Raw genomic sequence first — 14855 nt, 5'->3', positions numbered from 1 at the left:
CCCCTCAATCAAATTTTATAAACTGTTTTGAAAATTTATTTATTAAGAATGATTTATGTTCAGGAATAATAGTTGAAATATCTGCTAATCTTAGATAAGGAACGTCACCGTCATCTTCTAGGTAATCATCAACATCGTAAAAGCAGTCCATTTTCAAAAAAAATACTGATTCATCATCTGGAAGGAGTTCAATTTCGTAATGCCATGTGTAATCGTCAAGGCTAAATTTCAAACCTATTGAATTAACATCAACTCCTAATTTATCAGATAATTCAGATATATTATCATCATAGTTGTCCTTGCATCCAATTGTTGGGGGAAATATCATGTATGCATCGTTAATGATACCTGTATAAACTATTTTCGCCGATAATATTTGTTCGATGTCATAACTTTCCAGAAACGAAATTATTTTATTTAAGTATGCAGGTAAAGGTTGGCCAATCTCAAAATCAGAAAAATCAATTATGAGAAGATCATTAGCTAACACAATAACCTCGTTTTCATCCTCTTCCTCATTTGTTAGGATGATTGTATTTTTACGTGTTTCAACATTATCAAACTCATCAACTAATTGTTTTTTTAAATCATTTATTATTTCTGAATCTATAGATTTATTTAAGTTTAAGGTAAGTCTATACGTAATAGAATTGCCCATAATAATCTCCTTAAAATATTATTTTTTTTCGGGATTTCAATTTATTTTTTTTATAAATTTTAACTATTTTACCAACATTTAACAGGTATACTTGGTGCTATATAAAAATACTAAATACAAGAAATCAAACCAAACATTATACTAACATACCTGCAAAATATAAAAAAGTGTAAAAAACTTCATCATTGATTAATTTTTTTAATTAATCAATGATTCGACAAAGATATCAAATAACCCTTCTTGTCTGAAAAATATTTTTTCTACTCAACTTTTTTGCAGACAAATTAGCATTTATTGTCTATTCTTTTATGGTAGAAAAAATATCTAAGGGGGACCATAAATGTCACTGAAAATTTATGCTGATGATATGGAAATTATTATTGACGGTGAAAGCGAAGTTTTTAACGGTTTAGTTCTTCAAGTAAAAGCAATTAAAGCACTAATTGAAACATTAGATTTCAAATTTGCACAAGAAGAAGATATGGAAGCTTCTCAAAAAAGCTATCTTGTTCTGCTGGATGCAATTGGCGCCATGTTAAAGGTAGAAATGCCCGTATTTGATAACGATGAAACACCCAATATTGAGACTGTCAACCAATTCTTAACATGGATTTTGGAGAAAGAGGTACATAAGCAACCTGGTTATGCAGAATTATTAGACCAGGACGAAGAAGATAATTGGTATTAATAATTACCCAAAAAAATGCTCATAGAATCATCTATGAGCTGTTTTTTATGATGTATTCAATCTCTGTCAATAGCAACACATCATCCTTGTTCCTGCAACAATGGCAAATCGGCAGCCAGATCTTCAACTCTTGCAACCGTTAACTGAAGAAGAAAAACTTATCTTCATTTATTGAAAAAATGTACCTGTTAATCGAATGAATTGTCTTTTTTCTCTGTTGACAATGAAATCGTTGTTTTGGAATCAGCTTCTCTTTTCCTCTTCATGATCATCTCTAGTTCTTTTTTTGTATCAGGATGTAAGATAATCTTATCAGTTAGGTCCAGCCCTGATGGTTTAAACTTCCTTCCCCATTTCCTTGAAAACGACAGCCTATCACAAACCATTTCGATGAGATATTTTCTTGGCATGGGCAAGGCTATTTTGTTTTTCGGATCAACAACTTAATATTCCCAATGATGCTTATTTTTATGTTGATGGTGAGACCAGGCATACTTCCATTTCAATTCATCATTAGCACTTTTTTGTCCGATGTAAAAAAATTTCTTCGCATAAGGGAAAAACTCTGTTGGAGAAAACTTTGACCAATCATGAATAATTCCTTGTAGATATAAACCTTCTTTCCAACATTCAACAAGGACGTTCAGTTTATATTTTAGAATATTTAGTAAATTACTCCAACAAGCCTTTAACATGAATAATACCTCCTCCTCGCATTCCCGAGTTAACAAAAATTATATGTAATATTTTACCTAACCAAACAGTCTATTTAGAACCATTTTAATATTCTTTGTTCAACTAAACGGCCCTGGTAATGAAATAGAAAAGTCACAAATACCATAAATTCTTAAACAAAAGACTAACGTCCTCTCTGGACGCTAAACGTGATTAGTCTTATTTCTTCCCTCTGCAGCAGCTGCAGGATTTTCTTTTCTTACTTTTGACTAAGAATGCAGCTGGCTTTCTGTGGATTCCACAATCCTTACACAAGGCATACTTCACATTATCAATTTTAATTTGAATTCCCATCCTTTTTCCTCCTCAAAATATATTGTAAACCCCACCTTAAACCGCATTTCCTACCTGTTTAAGTACATTCAAGATAAGAGGGGATACCTGGATTAATACATGACCTAAACCCGCCTTCATAATGGTCTCCCAACCTTTTTCTGATTGATTAAACATAAAATAGAAACAAGATCCTACAATGATAACAGAAGCAATTGGAAAACTCAGGGCAACCATAATATCAACTAATGGATCTAGCGCATGAGCGAGAGCTGATAAGGTTTGCTCGCTCATCCATTCCATAGCTCCAACGCAGAAGGATACTGGGTTGCATAGATTACGTAGTAACCGGCCCCTCTTCCTTTTCTTACAATATCGGTCAATATCTCCATGCTCGTATTGTCGTCGGCTAGGTCCGCTGCCTCGTCGGTCACAAGAAAATGTCTTTCATTTATTCCTGCTTCTGTTACATCCTCAAAACCCACGTCGACAATTTTCTTATAATCTTGATTCATTTTCTTCTGGACATCAATTAGGATTTTCAAAGCGTCTTTGTTATCAACTCCAAAATTGACCACCTGTTTGCAATTTTTAAACCGTGCAAAAGCCGGTCCTCCTTTTAAATCAATTAGAGAAAATAATACATCATTAGGTTTAGAGAGTATTAAAGAAGTAATTATGATTTTCATAATTACGGATTTTCCGAAACCTGTTGCTCCAGCAATGATAAGATGTTTCCTTTTATCGAAATCATGATAGAAGGTTTCTGTACGGTCGGTACCAATTGCTATTGACCAAGTATTCTTTTTCAATAAACCCTCACACCAATCAATCTTTGTTGGTAATGGTTCATTGAAAACTCTAACCTTTAGAATCCCATCATAAGATAGCTCTATTTCCTTCTGCTTACCTAGTTTCTTTTCTTTGAGACCTTTTATATTAGTGATAACAATATCTGAGTAAGTCTTTTATTATCCAAATTTAAAGTAATGTTACGAGACTTACATTGCTGTTCCTCTAATTCCTTCAATGCAGCAGTAGCTTTCTTAGCTTCTCTGGTTACTGCCTTCAATCCTTTTAATTCATCGGATACATCGACATCTATCTTTACTGAAAGAGAAGACATATCTTTCTTAACGACAAACCTATAACAATCCGCCGGAATAAACTGCTTTGATGTTACTGCTGAGAAAAAAGCTTTATTACCCATTTCTTTTACAGTTTCTTTATTATCGGAAACTACAAAGCCACCATCAGCTGGGTGATAAACATCATATGTCTTTCCAGTTCTCAAATCCTCAATAACAATGTTTGACTCGCGCTTCTCAGCCATGTCACAACAACTCCTTATATTAAAGTATATAATCTCCAATCCTATTGGTACTTTCCAAGTCTTCACCAGAATTCTAATACAAAATCCCTTATATTCTTCCAAAAATGATAATATTTTCCTATGAAGAGGTGATTACTTATGGCTCAAATTCCATACTCGGACACAAATGACAGTTTATCAGTGGAAGTTCACTTACGACATGCAGCAGATGTATTTCTTGTAGACAGTAACAATTACAGAAAATACACCTCTGGTCAGAGCTTCAAGTATTATGGTGGACATTATACTAAGACACCTGTAAACATTTCAGTCCATGGAGCTGGTAGATGGTATCTCATTGTCCATGGGGGCGGTCAATATGAATATCGTTTCTACTAATCTCATCAAGGCTACCGGAATTTTTGCGGTAGTCTTTTATTTGCTTTTAAAGGCGCCTCCGCGCCCTCTATAAAACCGGTCTCTATTTACTCCCATGATTTCATTCCAGTCTACTTTCTCTTGTTTCCTCTTGTTGTCCTTATTACTTGGTGATTTAATCTTTTCCAATTGTCTTTTCTGCTCATCTGATAAACGATCAGCAATCCTCATAGCATCACCTTCTTAGGCAAAATAAAAAACACCTAAACTTCAGATGTTAATTTGATCATAGTATCGTGCTCATGGTAACTGTCACTGGCCCTGGTATACACTCAGGGTATTTCTCCTTTCAATAAGCAATAACTTTAGTCTCAATTGATTTATCCAAACTGCAGCTCAAATAAGATGATGTGGGATAGTTTAAAAGCTGGTCGATAGCATACGAACTGGTCCCCATTATGGAGGCAACATCATTTGTATCAAGAAAAGGAAAATACTTTAAAATGAATTTAACCTTTCCAAACTAATCAGAAAGAATTTCCCGATGGTTGAAAATCTTTTTCTCCTTTTTCAATTCATTATCTGGACACGACACATACTCTAAAATGAAGTAGTTGTTAACCAAATACCTTTTAATTAAGGCTTTCCCTCTTTGACGTATCTTTTTAAACACTAGATCTGTAACCTTATATTCCGCAGCAATTTCTTTAGGTTCTTTATTCGTCAACAAATACTCAAAGTTTATTTTCTTAAAAGTCTCTGACTCTTCAAATAAAGCTTCTTCAATAATCTGTCTGATATCCTGTTCATCTAAAGAAATAGTGTTTGGATCCTCAATAAAATGTTCAAGGGTTGTTTCAGTATCTTGTCCGGCCGAAAAGGTATGCTGTAAGCTTGTTTCTGAATTATATTTCCTGTTTTTTGAGTATTCGGCAAATATTTCTTTCTTAATTTTAGAAAATACAATTTTTTCAAAATTTGATATCAGGATTTTCCTCAAGGTAAACTATTACCTTTGCTAAACCTAGATATGCCCATCCAAAAACCTATACTTGTTTGCAAAAAAAAACTACCTTTTGATATTTTAGGGCCAATTCATTTTTCTTGTGTTCGCTTAGTGCTTGGGTTTCATTAACCAAAGCCCTCACCCTTTTTTAACTTTTCTAAATTTCTTAAATGCCATTTTTTCTTTTTCGCGATTCTGTTCATTCAAATATTCCCCCTTTTTCAATGGAGGTGTTGTTGCAGCGTCTTCAGGACTCCATCCTAATTTAATGCGACTACAATAGGTTTCCCGATGTATACCGTTTTTTAATGCCAGCTTGGTCCATTTCAATTCCGGTCTAGTGGGATTGGATAACGATGGTTTTCGAGGAGCTGCATCTATCAGAGACCAACCGTATCTTACTCTGTATCCAAACGTAGACTCTTTAATGCCATTTTGTTTAGCTAGATTAAGGTAATCAAAATATCCTTCTGGCCTTTTAAAGGCTGAACCTTTTGTCGGGACACTAATGGCATCTTGGACGGTCCAGCCATGATAATAAACCCTTGCACGGACAGTACGTTCTTTAATTTTGTTATTCGCAGCTATCGCTATATGCTGAGGAGTTAACTTAAACATGTTTTCCTCGTCATTAAAGATTCTCTCATCCATGAGCTCTTTTATTTCAGCCTTCATCTGATTCCCTAATTTACTGACCTCTACCTTTGTCATTGGAGGAGTAGTAGCTGCTTCCTCTGGACTCCAAAAAAGATTATCTACTCGGTGTACATAAACTCTATGGCTAATACCATTAGATTGCGCTATCTCCTGCCATTTTCTATCCGGACGTCTTCTTACGGGTTCAGTCGCGGCTTTTTCAGGACTCCAACCGTATTGGTTGACTCTGCTACTAAAAGTGCTTGGATTAATGCCATTCTTGATGGAGATTTCAAGCCACCCTTTCATTGGAATACTCCTTTTTAAAGACTCTTCGAGGGGTTGAACCTCATCCTCATGAATTTCTTCATTTGTGACCAATTACACTAAAGAGCCATAATCGTATCTACGCATTAAACGACATCCTTCGGGAGATTGTGGCTAGGATATGATCGGAAATCCTTTGTAGCTGTTGACAAGCGGTAGCGGGCAAAATAAAGACAGCTCTTTGTTCCCAATATGATGAACGCCTAATACGTAAATACATAAAAAAGCCGGACCTCCTAACCCTTCACTTGGTCGAGATGGTTGGCTTGTGCGTTGTGGTGCACTGCCAGCGTTTTATTTATAAGGCTCAACCACAAATCACCTTATGGGTTTTCGTTTGTTCCTCTGTTCCCGGGATAGGGTCCAAGTTTGGACCCACAGAAGAACAAACTATACTGGCTGTTAGGTACAGTACTCATTTAAAGCTAAACTTAGCTCACCAACATATTTGTACACCTTTAACCGGTCCCTTCGTGCACTTGTCTCCCCCTTATACTCAGGAGCTCCTCCCCTAAAACAAGGCAGCCAAACATAAAATTGTGCATCTCTCGCCAGCCTCTTCATGCACTTGACCTCCCCAATATCCAGAGGCACCCCCAAAATAAAAAGCACCCTCTAAAGGATGCCTGAATTTAATTAATATGTTTTTTCAGTAATGGTTGCGTAAATCTTATTAAATGTTTGAGTGATTTGAGAATCGTTCAACCATTCTTTAACTTTGTTATCTTTGACCATATTAGCATCTATCGAACTAATAATGTCTGCTTTTGCTTTAATAACAGCAATGGTTAATTCCGTTGCGAGTTCTTTATCCGTTTTAGATATTCCAGACATATTTCCACCTCCTTTCGCCCTAATTATGAGCAAAAGGAACTATATGGACAAACACTATCGTTCGTCAAATTTTGACAAACATATAAAAACAGCCGAAGGCCTGTCAGGGTTATCAGCCCTGCCCCTTAGCACAGTTCCTCTGCAGCGGCATCAGCTGCTTTTATATATCAGCCATCTTTACTGCGGTAGATGGCAAACCGTCCCGATCCAACCCTTACACAGCTGGGATCACTGCTACCCAAAAGACTCGGTTATGAGCTATGTTCAGAAGAAAGGCAATCTAACATACCCAGGAGTGGAGTAATAAATTCATGCTGTTTATTGGGGACAGCATTACCCTTTGTAGGGCACTTACTCTAAGTAAATAGCAAAATAGCCGGTTATCGCTATGCGAAGTCCAGCGAAAATAGAAAGACGATACCGCCTAACAGCTAAGAGCCATTGCCAGTATCGCCTTCTTCACTTATAGGTGGCATACGTACGACAAATTTTATGCCTTTTGCTCCACTTTAGGCTCTTTTTCATGACTCTTGATTCTTTCCTGAGCTTTTTTTATTTTTTCAGGAAGAGTATACACAAAATCAAGAATTGTCCTAGTGAATTCAATCATTAAATTAACAGTTTCCTGGTCGAATTCAATATCATCAGCATGTGCAGCTGAGTTTCCCTCTTTCCTTAAAATATAAGAGATATCATTTATTATTTCAGGAAGGATTTTCTTCTCTTGTAAATCTTTCAGCTTGGCAAATAAATCTCTTCCAACTGCTCCCTTGTGCTTACACATTTTTTCAAGCGCTCTTCTTAAAGCTAGAACACAAATAGCCCCATCAAGGTTCCTTACTTTCAAGGCAGCATCAAACGCATCTTTTACTCCTTTAGGCATATAATGCACATTTAGTGAAGTGGCCGGATAAAGAATCTCTTCATTTACTATGGGATTCCCACCTGGTTCGGTTTCCTCACTGCACCACGAATGCTTGTCCAAGGTTACTTCCACGCAAACTGGACAAAGAAAGAGATACCATGTCTTCCCGAATTCAACAATATATTCTGGACCAAATGGATCATTAGGATAATTCCATATTTCATCTTTATCAACAATCCTATGTCTAGCAACTTCCTTCATTGAGGTTTTATTTCCACAATGAAAACAAGTTATAACCTTCTCCTCCATAATGTTTCATTCCTTTCAAAACTCTATATATGTAAATTCGATAATTAGACTGATTTTCCTTGTTAACATAAAAAAATAGCCTATCCTGATAAACAGAATAGACTATTACTAATCCTTGAAGATATTTTGATTTCCGCACGCTCGAGTGTTTTTTATATAGTACTCTTACTTACCCCTAAATATTCCGAAATCTGTTTAAAAGAAAAGCAATGGCCTCTGGACATTAAGTAAATTTCCTTTTCGTTTTCAGTCAGAACAGAAAGAGCATCCTCAATACGTTCTTTATCCATCGGGGATACAACGTCTTCTTGTAGATGATCATCCCATTCGTAAGCATCAAACTCTTTACTTCGAAAGTAACGTTGCATTATTAACGGATCAAACGGCCGCTCTCTTTGGTATGCTGCTAATCGTTCAATTCCTCTTCTATTTCCGGGGCACCTGCCGGTGCTCATCCATTCAATTGCATACTCTAAATCACTGATCATTTCACTAATAATTTTTTTGTCCTTTTCATCTGCTGAACAATGGAGGTTTCGGACAACTTTTAATGATTCTTTATATTCGAGGATTAGTTGCTCCAAAGCCAAGACCTCCTATGATAAGATTGTAGTGCGACATTGCCGGGAGTCATCCTGGCTTTTTTAATTGCCCCACCTGCTATTGGCTCCTTTTTCCCCTCTCCAATTATAATCCTTATGGCCTAATTGGGTGCTGCTTTCGATATTCCTCTAATTGCTCAGTTGTCATTTGCCAAGTAGTTACCTTGCCAATCATCGGGTTTCACTCCCTTTACAATTTCTTCGTAGTATGAGGTTAATGAAATAGTGCCGACCCTAGCACTACACCAAATAAAATCCACAATAGTTGAATGCTATAGTGTTTTATTAGACTCACTTCAGTTCCTCCAATGCTTCCAATGCACTTTTTGAATAAGGTGTTCCTGTTTCCTTTGCAATTTCCTTTAATAATTTTTCATAACGGATAACTTTTTCTTGCAAAAACATACTGGTATTCTTCCATCCCGTTATTTACAAACATTATTTTTGCATCTAATTGCAGTTGTAGTGATTCGGCTTTTTCAGATCGAACGATTAACCATCCTAAGTGTTTCTGAATCAATTCAATCGCTAAATCGGTCTGCTCAAATAAATCCTCTGAATCATAATATTTCTTGATCAATTCATTAATTTTTTCAATTCTATTCTTACTCATTTTCTTTACCTCCTTTTCTCCGGAGTGCGACGTAAATCCTCGAACTGATCTTTAATTTGTTCAGCTAAACAATGCTTTCCTTGCTATTCTTCCAGTGACCTCGTTATAATGAGCTATTACTTCAAGCTATTAAAATAATGGAACTCCCACCGAGGTTGGTTTAGACTATCTAAAAGATTTGCCCATAAATGGGAAGTTGAGAAATCCATTAGAAAAACACTTAGATTATGATATTACAAAAGAACCTTTCTTTTTAGATTTATGGAGTGGGATTGCTTTAAGAAACCATATATCTCATGGAGTTGTTGAAAAGCCAATCTCTAGAAATGAAGCCAAAGATATTTTTAATACAGTTGAAAAAGCTATTAATGCAATTAACATGCATTCCAAGGAAAAAGGAATTGAATAATTCGTTTTTATTTTTTTAAAATTATTAAATCAAAAATAAATTGATATAGCTTTTTTATCCCTTTATTAACTTATTTTTGTTTAAGAAAAAGACTCTTTCTAACCACGGAGTCTTTTTTCAATGGATTAATTTTTTATTTTCTAAGCAGAACATCTGTGCTTTAATAGAGGTGATGCATTCACTTTAATCCCCCTAATGAGCGTCTGTCCACGCAACGAAAGGGAAAAGATTAATGAAAATGCAAAAATCCAAAAAAACAATGATCTATATTATTATTTCAATGCTAAAGGCGAAAAAATGTGGTGCTAACGGTACCGTTATTATGATGCACTGGGTAAACGAAAAGAGAAATCTAAGCAAGGATTTAAGACCGAGAAAGAGGCCTACAGGGCGCTTCTTGAGGTAAAGGCCAGTGTGGTTATTGGAGAAGTCAAACAAGTAGAAAATTCTAATCTGACTGTTTCAGAATGGTTAGATATTTGGTTTGAGACTCATAAGAACGAATGGAAATTACATCGAAGCAACAAAGAGAATCAGCTATACGACTACAGATAAAACCCTTGCTTGGTAAATATAAGTTAACAGCGTTAGACAAAACCACATATAAACGAGTTTTTATTAATGAGCTTTTAAAACATTATGCTCCCGGTTCTGTTCAAATCTTTCATCGAATATATAAAACTGCTATAAACGCAGCTGTAGACGATGAAATCATTTTAAGGAACCGTTTCAAAAAGATCACGATTGAAATGGATAAAAAAGTTGATAATTTTCTCACGGCAGAAGAATTAAAAAAATTCCTCCAGGATGCAAAAAGGTTAGGTACGATAACAACCTATTCCCTAATTTTGCTGCTGGCTTATACCGGTCTCAGGAAAGGTGAAGCACTTGGATTAAAGTGGGAAAACATTGATTTTAAAAATAAAACCCTAACCGTCGAGCGAACCAGGGATAACCACGGAGTCAGAACTCCCAAAACAAAAAATAGCTACCGAACGATCTTGATCGATGACACCTTACTTACTCACTTGGAGTCCTATAAAAAATGGTGTAAGGCCACCATGCTGTTTTTTGGAAAGCATTTTAAAAATGATGATTTTGTTTTTATTTCTTACCAAACCGGAAAACCGATATCTACAATGAATTTAATCGTAAAAAAAACGGGCTGTAAACGAATAACAGTCCATGGATTGCGTCACACACACGCAACTATTTTAATTGGTCAACGCATCCCTGTGAAAGTCATCGCTAACCGATTAGGTAATACCCCACAAATGATTTTAGACATTTATGGGCATTCTTTCAAGGATTTAGAAGAAGAATCCGTTCAAGCTTTTGAACAAGCATTAACCTTGTAATTGGGGGAGGTTTTGGGGGAGGTTTTTCAAAAGATGCCCCCACCCCCTTTAAATTCAAGGGTTTGCAAAGAGGTTGTATTTTACTATAATGTACCCATAAAGGGAAACCATGCAAAAATTGGCGAAATGATAAACAGGAGGATTTTGTTATGTCTAAAGACAGTTCGTTTGATATTGTATCCAAAGTAGACTTTTCTGAAGTCACAAACGCAATCACCCAAACAATGAAAGAAATTCAGACCCGTTACGATTTTAAAGGCAGTAAGAGTGAGGTATCACTCGATAAAGAAGAGCTTGTCCTTATTTCTGATGACGAATATAAGTTAGACCAATTGAAGGATGTCCTCTTAAGCAAACTGATTAAGCGAGGGATCCCGATCAGAAATCTTGATTACGGTAAGATTGAAAAAGCTTCTGGAGGAACCGTAAGGCAAAGGGCGAAACTTGTTCAAGGAATTGATAAAGAAAATGCAAAAAAAATAAACACAATCATTAAAAATAGCGGTGTTAAAGTCAAAAGCCAGGTGCAGGACGACCAGGTACGTGTCAGCGGCAAGAACCGGGATGATCTCCAAAAAATCATTTCATTAGTCCGAGAAGCAGACCTTACTGTAGATGTTCAGTTTATTAATTATCGATAGAAAAAATGGGAAACGGTTTGAAAAACCTTTTCCCTTTTTTCATATTCTTTGGTTTTTATCGAAGACTAACAGGTGTAATTAACACTTGGAGGTAACAATATGAGCAGCCAAAAGCAACCAAAAGCAGTTTTTCCGCCACAACACCAAAATCATCAGCCTGGCGTAGAAAGTGAAATGAACCCTCTACCCATTTCGATTGATCCAAATTATAAATCCAGCGGAAAATTATCCGGAAAAACGGCGATTATTACTGGTGGTGACAGTGGGATTGGTAAATCGGTGGCCATTTATTTTGCCAAGGAAGGCGCGGATGTAGCCATTGTTTATTTAGAAGAACATCAGGATGCGGAAGAAACAAAACAGTTAATAGAAGAAGAAGGAATGCGCTGCCTGCTCTTTTCCGGTGATATAGGCAGTGAAGACTATTGTAAGGATGTCGTGAACAAAACCATCGAAGAATTCGGTAAGATTGATATACTTGTAAACAATGCGGCGGAACAGCATCCGCAAAAAAGCTTATTGAATATTACAGCTGCCCAGCTTGAAAAGACATTTCGCACCAATATTTTTTCCTATTTTCATATGTCAAAAATGGTCCTGCCACATCTAAAAAAAGGAGCATCGATTATTAATACAGCATCCATTACTGCCTACAAGGGAAATGAACAGCTGCTGGATTACTCTGCCACAAAAGGGGCAATTGTTTCTTTCACTCGCTCGCTTGCCCTATCGCTTGCATCGCAGGGAATAAGAGTGAACGGGGTTGCACCCGGCCCAATATGGACCCCGCTCATACCATCTACCTTTCCAGAGGATCAAGTAGCTGTATTCGGATCGACCACTCCATTAGGAAGAGCAGGGCAGCCGCATGAGCTTGCTCCAAGCTATGTTTTTTTAGCATCCGATGATTCCTCCTATATTAGCGGCCAAATGTTCCATGTAAACGGCGGGGAAGTCATAAATGGATAAAAAAATGCACCGAGGATCTTTTTAAAGGGTTCCGTTAAGGGGAGCATTCTTATTATAAGGCACAAGAATTGACGTATGAATTGGCATACGTCTTTTTTTTATTTATCAGGGTTCTACGAAATTTCATTACCTTTGACATAGCAATTGACATCATTATTATGATGGACAATAAGTATTGTACCATTAAAAAATAAGGTCAAAACTTCTTTCATTTGTAGCACCGTTTATAGGTTGGGGGATTAGGTTAAGCACCCGATCAGATAAATAGACGGAAAAATTTCGCTTAATTAGAAATTTTCATACAAAAAGCTTTGAATAAACGAAGATTTTTCGCCTATTGACTCGAAAAACGTGAAAATGGGAGATTTTCCTTTGCATAATCGGAAAATCCTCCCTTATTTCCCCCGAAATGAGCTACATTCTACATTTAACCGAAAAATCTTCGCTTACTTTTGCTGGTTACTAGATTAGGACGAGACATCTTTTTTAAAAGGAGTGAGTTTTACCCAAAAATCCAAAAGAACCTCAATCTAATGCATTACGGTAAGATTTTTTTGTATTCCTAATAAAGAAACTCGCCAACTAGGGCAAGTTTTACTTTTTTATATACCAATAACGTTACCAATACGACTGTCATTTCGGCACGTAATTTAAGAAAAGCACCTCAAAACGGAACCCTTTAAGGACCTTTTCCGGTGCGTTTTCTTAATTCATTTCTCTCCTGCTTCTCTTAATAACCAAAAACAAAAATAAACAAGCTAAAATAATGACGATCATAATCGCTGAAACAAACGGTATGTTTATCCCCGTCTTCTCTGCCAAAACATAAATTTCGGATTTGTCCCGGTCGAGAATAATCGTATATTTATCCCCTTCACTCTTTACCGTATCACCGTTAAGTAAACCGCGAAGCTCTTTTCCCGCATCTAATTGCTTCTCCTTTAACGTGATACTTTGTGATTTTCTCGTATTATTAATTGCAATGACCGAGGTTTCACCTTTATATTCACGCTTATAAATGACCATTCCGTTTTTTTCATATAACACTTCGAGATTTCCTCTAGTCAAAGATGGAAGCTGATTTCTAAGCTCTCCGATTTTTGTGATAAAATCAATTAAATCTTTTTCTGCTCTGAAGCTCATCTGCCGGCGATTATCCGGAATATCACCGCCATTCAAAGCAATTTCCGTTCCATAATAAATTACGGGTATTCCTGGAATCGTATATAAATAGGTCAACGCCGTCTCCCAACGGGAACCGGGGAACTGTCTATTTTTTACAATATCTTGGGTGAATCTTGTTGTATATTCATTATCGAAATAATTTGCCATGTTGGCTGACGCGACAAATGGTTTGTTTCCCTTGTCCAATTCAGAAAAAACAGGTTGAATGGATTGGTTAGTAGTGGCAAAGGCATCCCTTAAATCCGCACTAACGGGCCCATTAAAAAGACTATCAATCCCTGCTTTTTCATACTCTAGTTCATTGGATGGTGATTTTACTGCCGGAATTCCCATTAGAAAAAAGTTTTGCTTCACACCTTTAACTGACATTGAAAAATCATGCCAAAAGCTAACAGGCACCATGTTTACTTCGGGTAAACTATATCCGTCAATATCTGTTTTCTGAATCCACCATTTAGCAGCCTTTATTAAATAGTTTTTTACCTCAGGGTTATCCTGATTCAGGTCCGGCAACCCATCTGCCCAGCCATTTTCAACCTCTTGGGCGTTGTTCCAGTCCTGGATATCCTGTTTTTTATGAAACCAATCCTGCTTATTTGGGTCTGTCACCCACATATGATCTGCTGCCACATTATTTACAGGAAAATCAATTAATACTTTCATTTTGCGTTTATGAGCTTCGTTAACCAGCTTTTGAAAGGTCTTAATTGAGCCAAAATGCTCGTCCGTTTTATAAAAATCTTTCACCCAAAAGCCATGATATCCTTTGTCGGCATTATCAAAAATCGGATTAAGCCGAATAGCGGTAAAACCCATATCATGTATGTAGTCAAGTTTATCGATGATTCCTTGAAAATCGCCGCCGTTATAGACATTAGGATCTTTTGTATTTACATTGTAATTGATACTTGTGTCTCCATCATTAAAGCGGTCCACCATAATTGAATAGATGGACTCATCCTGCCATAACCGCTTATCTTTTTTTACTGCAGCATTTGCAGGAACGGAAGACATCAGAAAAACTGAAATTAAAATGAGTATGATTCTTTTCATATAT

At 36.4% G+C, this 14855-nt stretch carries 20 protein-coding genes and 2 pseudogenes; 7 read left to right on the top strand and 15 right to left on the bottom strand.

Translation table 11 applies throughout. The annotated features are described in order from the left end of the window. Window positions 1-4: 4 nt before the first annotated feature. Complete coding sequence (locus M028_RS0114545) at window positions 5-658, bottom strand: hypothetical protein (protein ID WP_026574498.1); 654 nt, start codon at window positions 656-658, stop codon at window positions 5-7. A gap of 340 nt (window positions 659-998) precedes the next feature. Here M028_RS0114545 and M028_RS0114540 point away from each other — a divergent pair, with 340 nt between their 5' ends. Next, window positions 999-1346, top strand: coding sequence for a hypothetical protein (locus M028_RS0114540; RefSeq protein WP_026574497.1), 348 nt, complete (start codon window positions 999-1001; stop codon window positions 1344-1346). Between the two features lie 188 nt (window positions 1347-1534). Here the strand turns inward: M028_RS0114540 and M028_RS30105 are convergent. The 5 genes and pseudogenes from M028_RS30105 to M028_RS30090 all read right to left on the bottom strand — a co-directional run bounded on the left by M028_RS30105 (window position 1535) and on the right by M028_RS30090 (window position 3687). Next, a pseudogene (locus tag M028_RS30105) lies at window positions 1535-2041 on the bottom strand (DUF5662 family protein). A gap of 199 nt (window positions 2042-2240) precedes the next feature. Continuing rightward, window positions 2241-2375, bottom strand: coding sequence for a hypothetical protein (locus M028_RS33870; protein WP_269320942.1), 135 nt, complete (start codon window positions 2373-2375; stop codon window positions 2241-2243). Between the two features lie 36 nt (window positions 2376-2411). Continuing rightward, window positions 2412-2648, bottom strand: a complete 237-nt coding sequence (locus M028_RS30100) for a hypothetical protein (RefSeq protein WP_051591052.1) — start codon at window positions 2646-2648, stop codon at window positions 2412-2414. Continuing rightward, a complete protein-coding gene (locus tag M028_RS30095) occupies window positions 2645-3166 on the bottom strand; it encodes an FtsK/SpoIIIE domain-containing protein (protein ID WP_051591051.1) in 522 nt (173 codons plus the stop codon). The genes M028_RS30100 and M028_RS30095 overlap by 4 nt, the downstream gene beginning before the upstream one ends. 122 nt (window positions 3167-3288) lie before the next feature. Next, the gene (locus M028_RS30090; RefSeq protein ID WP_035424157.1) at window positions 3289-3687 is read right to left on the bottom strand and encodes a hypothetical protein; all 399 of its coding nucleotides are present in this window, start codon (window positions 3685-3687) and stop codon (window positions 3289-3291) included. 138 nt (window positions 3688-3825) lie between these two features. On the opposite strand from M028_RS30090, the gene M028_RS0114510 reads away from it, so the two are divergent. Further along, window positions 3826-4065: a DUF1883 domain-containing protein gene (locus M028_RS0114510; protein WP_026574496.1), complete on the top strand. Its 240-nt coding sequence runs from the start codon at window positions 3826-3828 to the stop codon at window positions 4063-4065. Between the two features lie 36 nt (window positions 4066-4101). Here M028_RS0114510 and M028_RS32845 read toward each other — a convergent pair whose 3' ends face one another. The 8 genes and pseudogenes from M028_RS32845 to M028_RS0114460 all read right to left on the bottom strand — a co-directional run bounded on the left by M028_RS32845 (window position 4102) and on the right by M028_RS0114460 (window position 9236). Further along, entirely contained in the window at window positions 4102-4275 is a 174-nt protein-coding gene (locus M028_RS32845; protein ID WP_155925616.1) for a hypothetical protein, read from the bottom strand. A 292-nt stretch (window positions 4276-4567) separates the two neighbouring features. Then, window positions 4568-5044, bottom strand: coding sequence for a hypothetical protein (locus M028_RS0114500; protein ID WP_026574495.1), 477 nt, complete (start codon window positions 5042-5044; stop codon window positions 4568-4570). A 144-nt stretch (window positions 5045-5188) separates the two neighbouring features. After that, entirely contained in the window at window positions 5189-5995 is an 807-nt protein-coding gene (locus M028_RS32840; RefSeq protein ID WP_051591050.1) for a hypothetical protein, read from the bottom strand. Window positions 5996-6415: 420 nt separating this feature from the next. Next, on the bottom strand, window positions 6416-6577 hold the full coding sequence (locus tag M028_RS32835; RefSeq protein WP_155925614.1) for a hypothetical protein: 162 nt from the start codon (window positions 6575-6577) through the stop codon (window positions 6416-6418). A gap of 72 nt (window positions 6578-6649) precedes the next feature. Continuing rightward, window positions 6650-6847: a hypothetical protein gene (locus M028_RS0114480; protein WP_026574494.1), complete on the bottom strand. Its 198-nt coding sequence runs from the start codon at window positions 6845-6847 to the stop codon at window positions 6650-6652. A 490-nt stretch (window positions 6848-7337) separates the two neighbouring features. After that, a complete protein-coding gene (locus M028_RS30080) occupies window positions 7338-8021 on the bottom strand; it encodes a DUF4145 domain-containing protein (protein WP_035424156.1) in 684 nt (227 codons plus the stop codon). A gap of 80 nt (window positions 8022-8101) precedes the next feature. Beyond that, window positions 8102-8605 (bottom strand): annotated as a pseudogene (locus M028_RS30075) (sigma factor-like helix-turn-helix DNA-binding protein). 391 nt (window positions 8606-8996) lie between these two features. Further along, the gene (locus M028_RS0114460; protein WP_026574493.1) at window positions 8997-9236 is read right to left on the bottom strand and encodes a hypothetical protein; all 240 of its coding nucleotides are present in this window, start codon (window positions 9234-9236) and stop codon (window positions 8997-8999) included. Between the two features lie 196 nt (window positions 9237-9432). Here M028_RS0114460 and M028_RS0114455 point away from each other — a divergent pair, with 196 nt between their 5' ends. The 5 genes from M028_RS0114455 to M028_RS0114440 all read left to right on the top strand — a co-directional run bounded on the left by M028_RS0114455 (window position 9433) and on the right by M028_RS0114440 (window position 12613). Beyond that, a complete protein-coding gene (locus tag M028_RS0114455) occupies window positions 9433-9645 on the top strand; it encodes a hypothetical protein (RefSeq protein ID WP_026574492.1) in 213 nt (70 codons plus the stop codon). A gap of 330 nt (window positions 9646-9975) precedes the next feature. Further along, window positions 9976-10200, top strand: coding sequence for an Arm DNA-binding domain-containing protein (locus M028_RS33595; RefSeq protein WP_231510859.1), 225 nt, complete (start codon window positions 9976-9978; stop codon window positions 10198-10200). Further along, complete coding sequence (locus M028_RS30070) at window positions 10149-11003, top strand: site-specific integrase (protein ID WP_231510815.1); 855 nt, start codon at window positions 10149-10151, stop codon at window positions 11001-11003. The genes M028_RS33595 and M028_RS30070 overlap by 52 nt, the downstream gene beginning before the upstream one ends. A gap of 149 nt (window positions 11004-11152) precedes the next feature. Then, the gene (locus M028_RS0114445; protein WP_026574491.1) at window positions 11153-11644 is read left to right on the top strand and encodes a YajQ family cyclic di-GMP-binding protein; all 492 of its coding nucleotides are present in this window, start codon (window positions 11153-11155) and stop codon (window positions 11642-11644) included. A gap of 99 nt (window positions 11645-11743) precedes the next feature. Next, on the top strand, window positions 11744-12613 hold the full coding sequence (locus M028_RS0114440; protein WP_026574490.1) for an SDR family oxidoreductase: 870 nt from the start codon (window positions 11744-11746) through the stop codon (window positions 12611-12613). 705 nt (window positions 12614-13318) lie between these two features. On the opposite strand, the gene M028_RS0114435 is transcribed toward M028_RS0114440, so the two are convergent. Continuing rightward, window positions 13319-14851 carry an alpha-amylase family glycosyl hydrolase gene (locus M028_RS0114435; RefSeq protein ID WP_026574489.1) on the bottom strand — a complete coding sequence of 511 codons (1533 nt, stop codon included), beginning with the start codon at window positions 14849-14851 and terminating at the stop codon, window positions 13319-13321. Between the last annotated feature and the right edge of the window lie 4 nt (window positions 14852-14855).

This window comes from Bacillus sp. UNC438CL73TsuS30, assembly GCF_000482325.1.
In the GTDB taxonomy this organism is placed as follows: domain Bacteria; phylum Bacillota; class Bacilli; order Bacillales; family Cytobacillaceae; genus Neobacillus.
The sequence above is the reverse complement of the archived record's forward strand: the minus strand, read 5'-3'. Positions and strand labels throughout refer to the sequence as shown.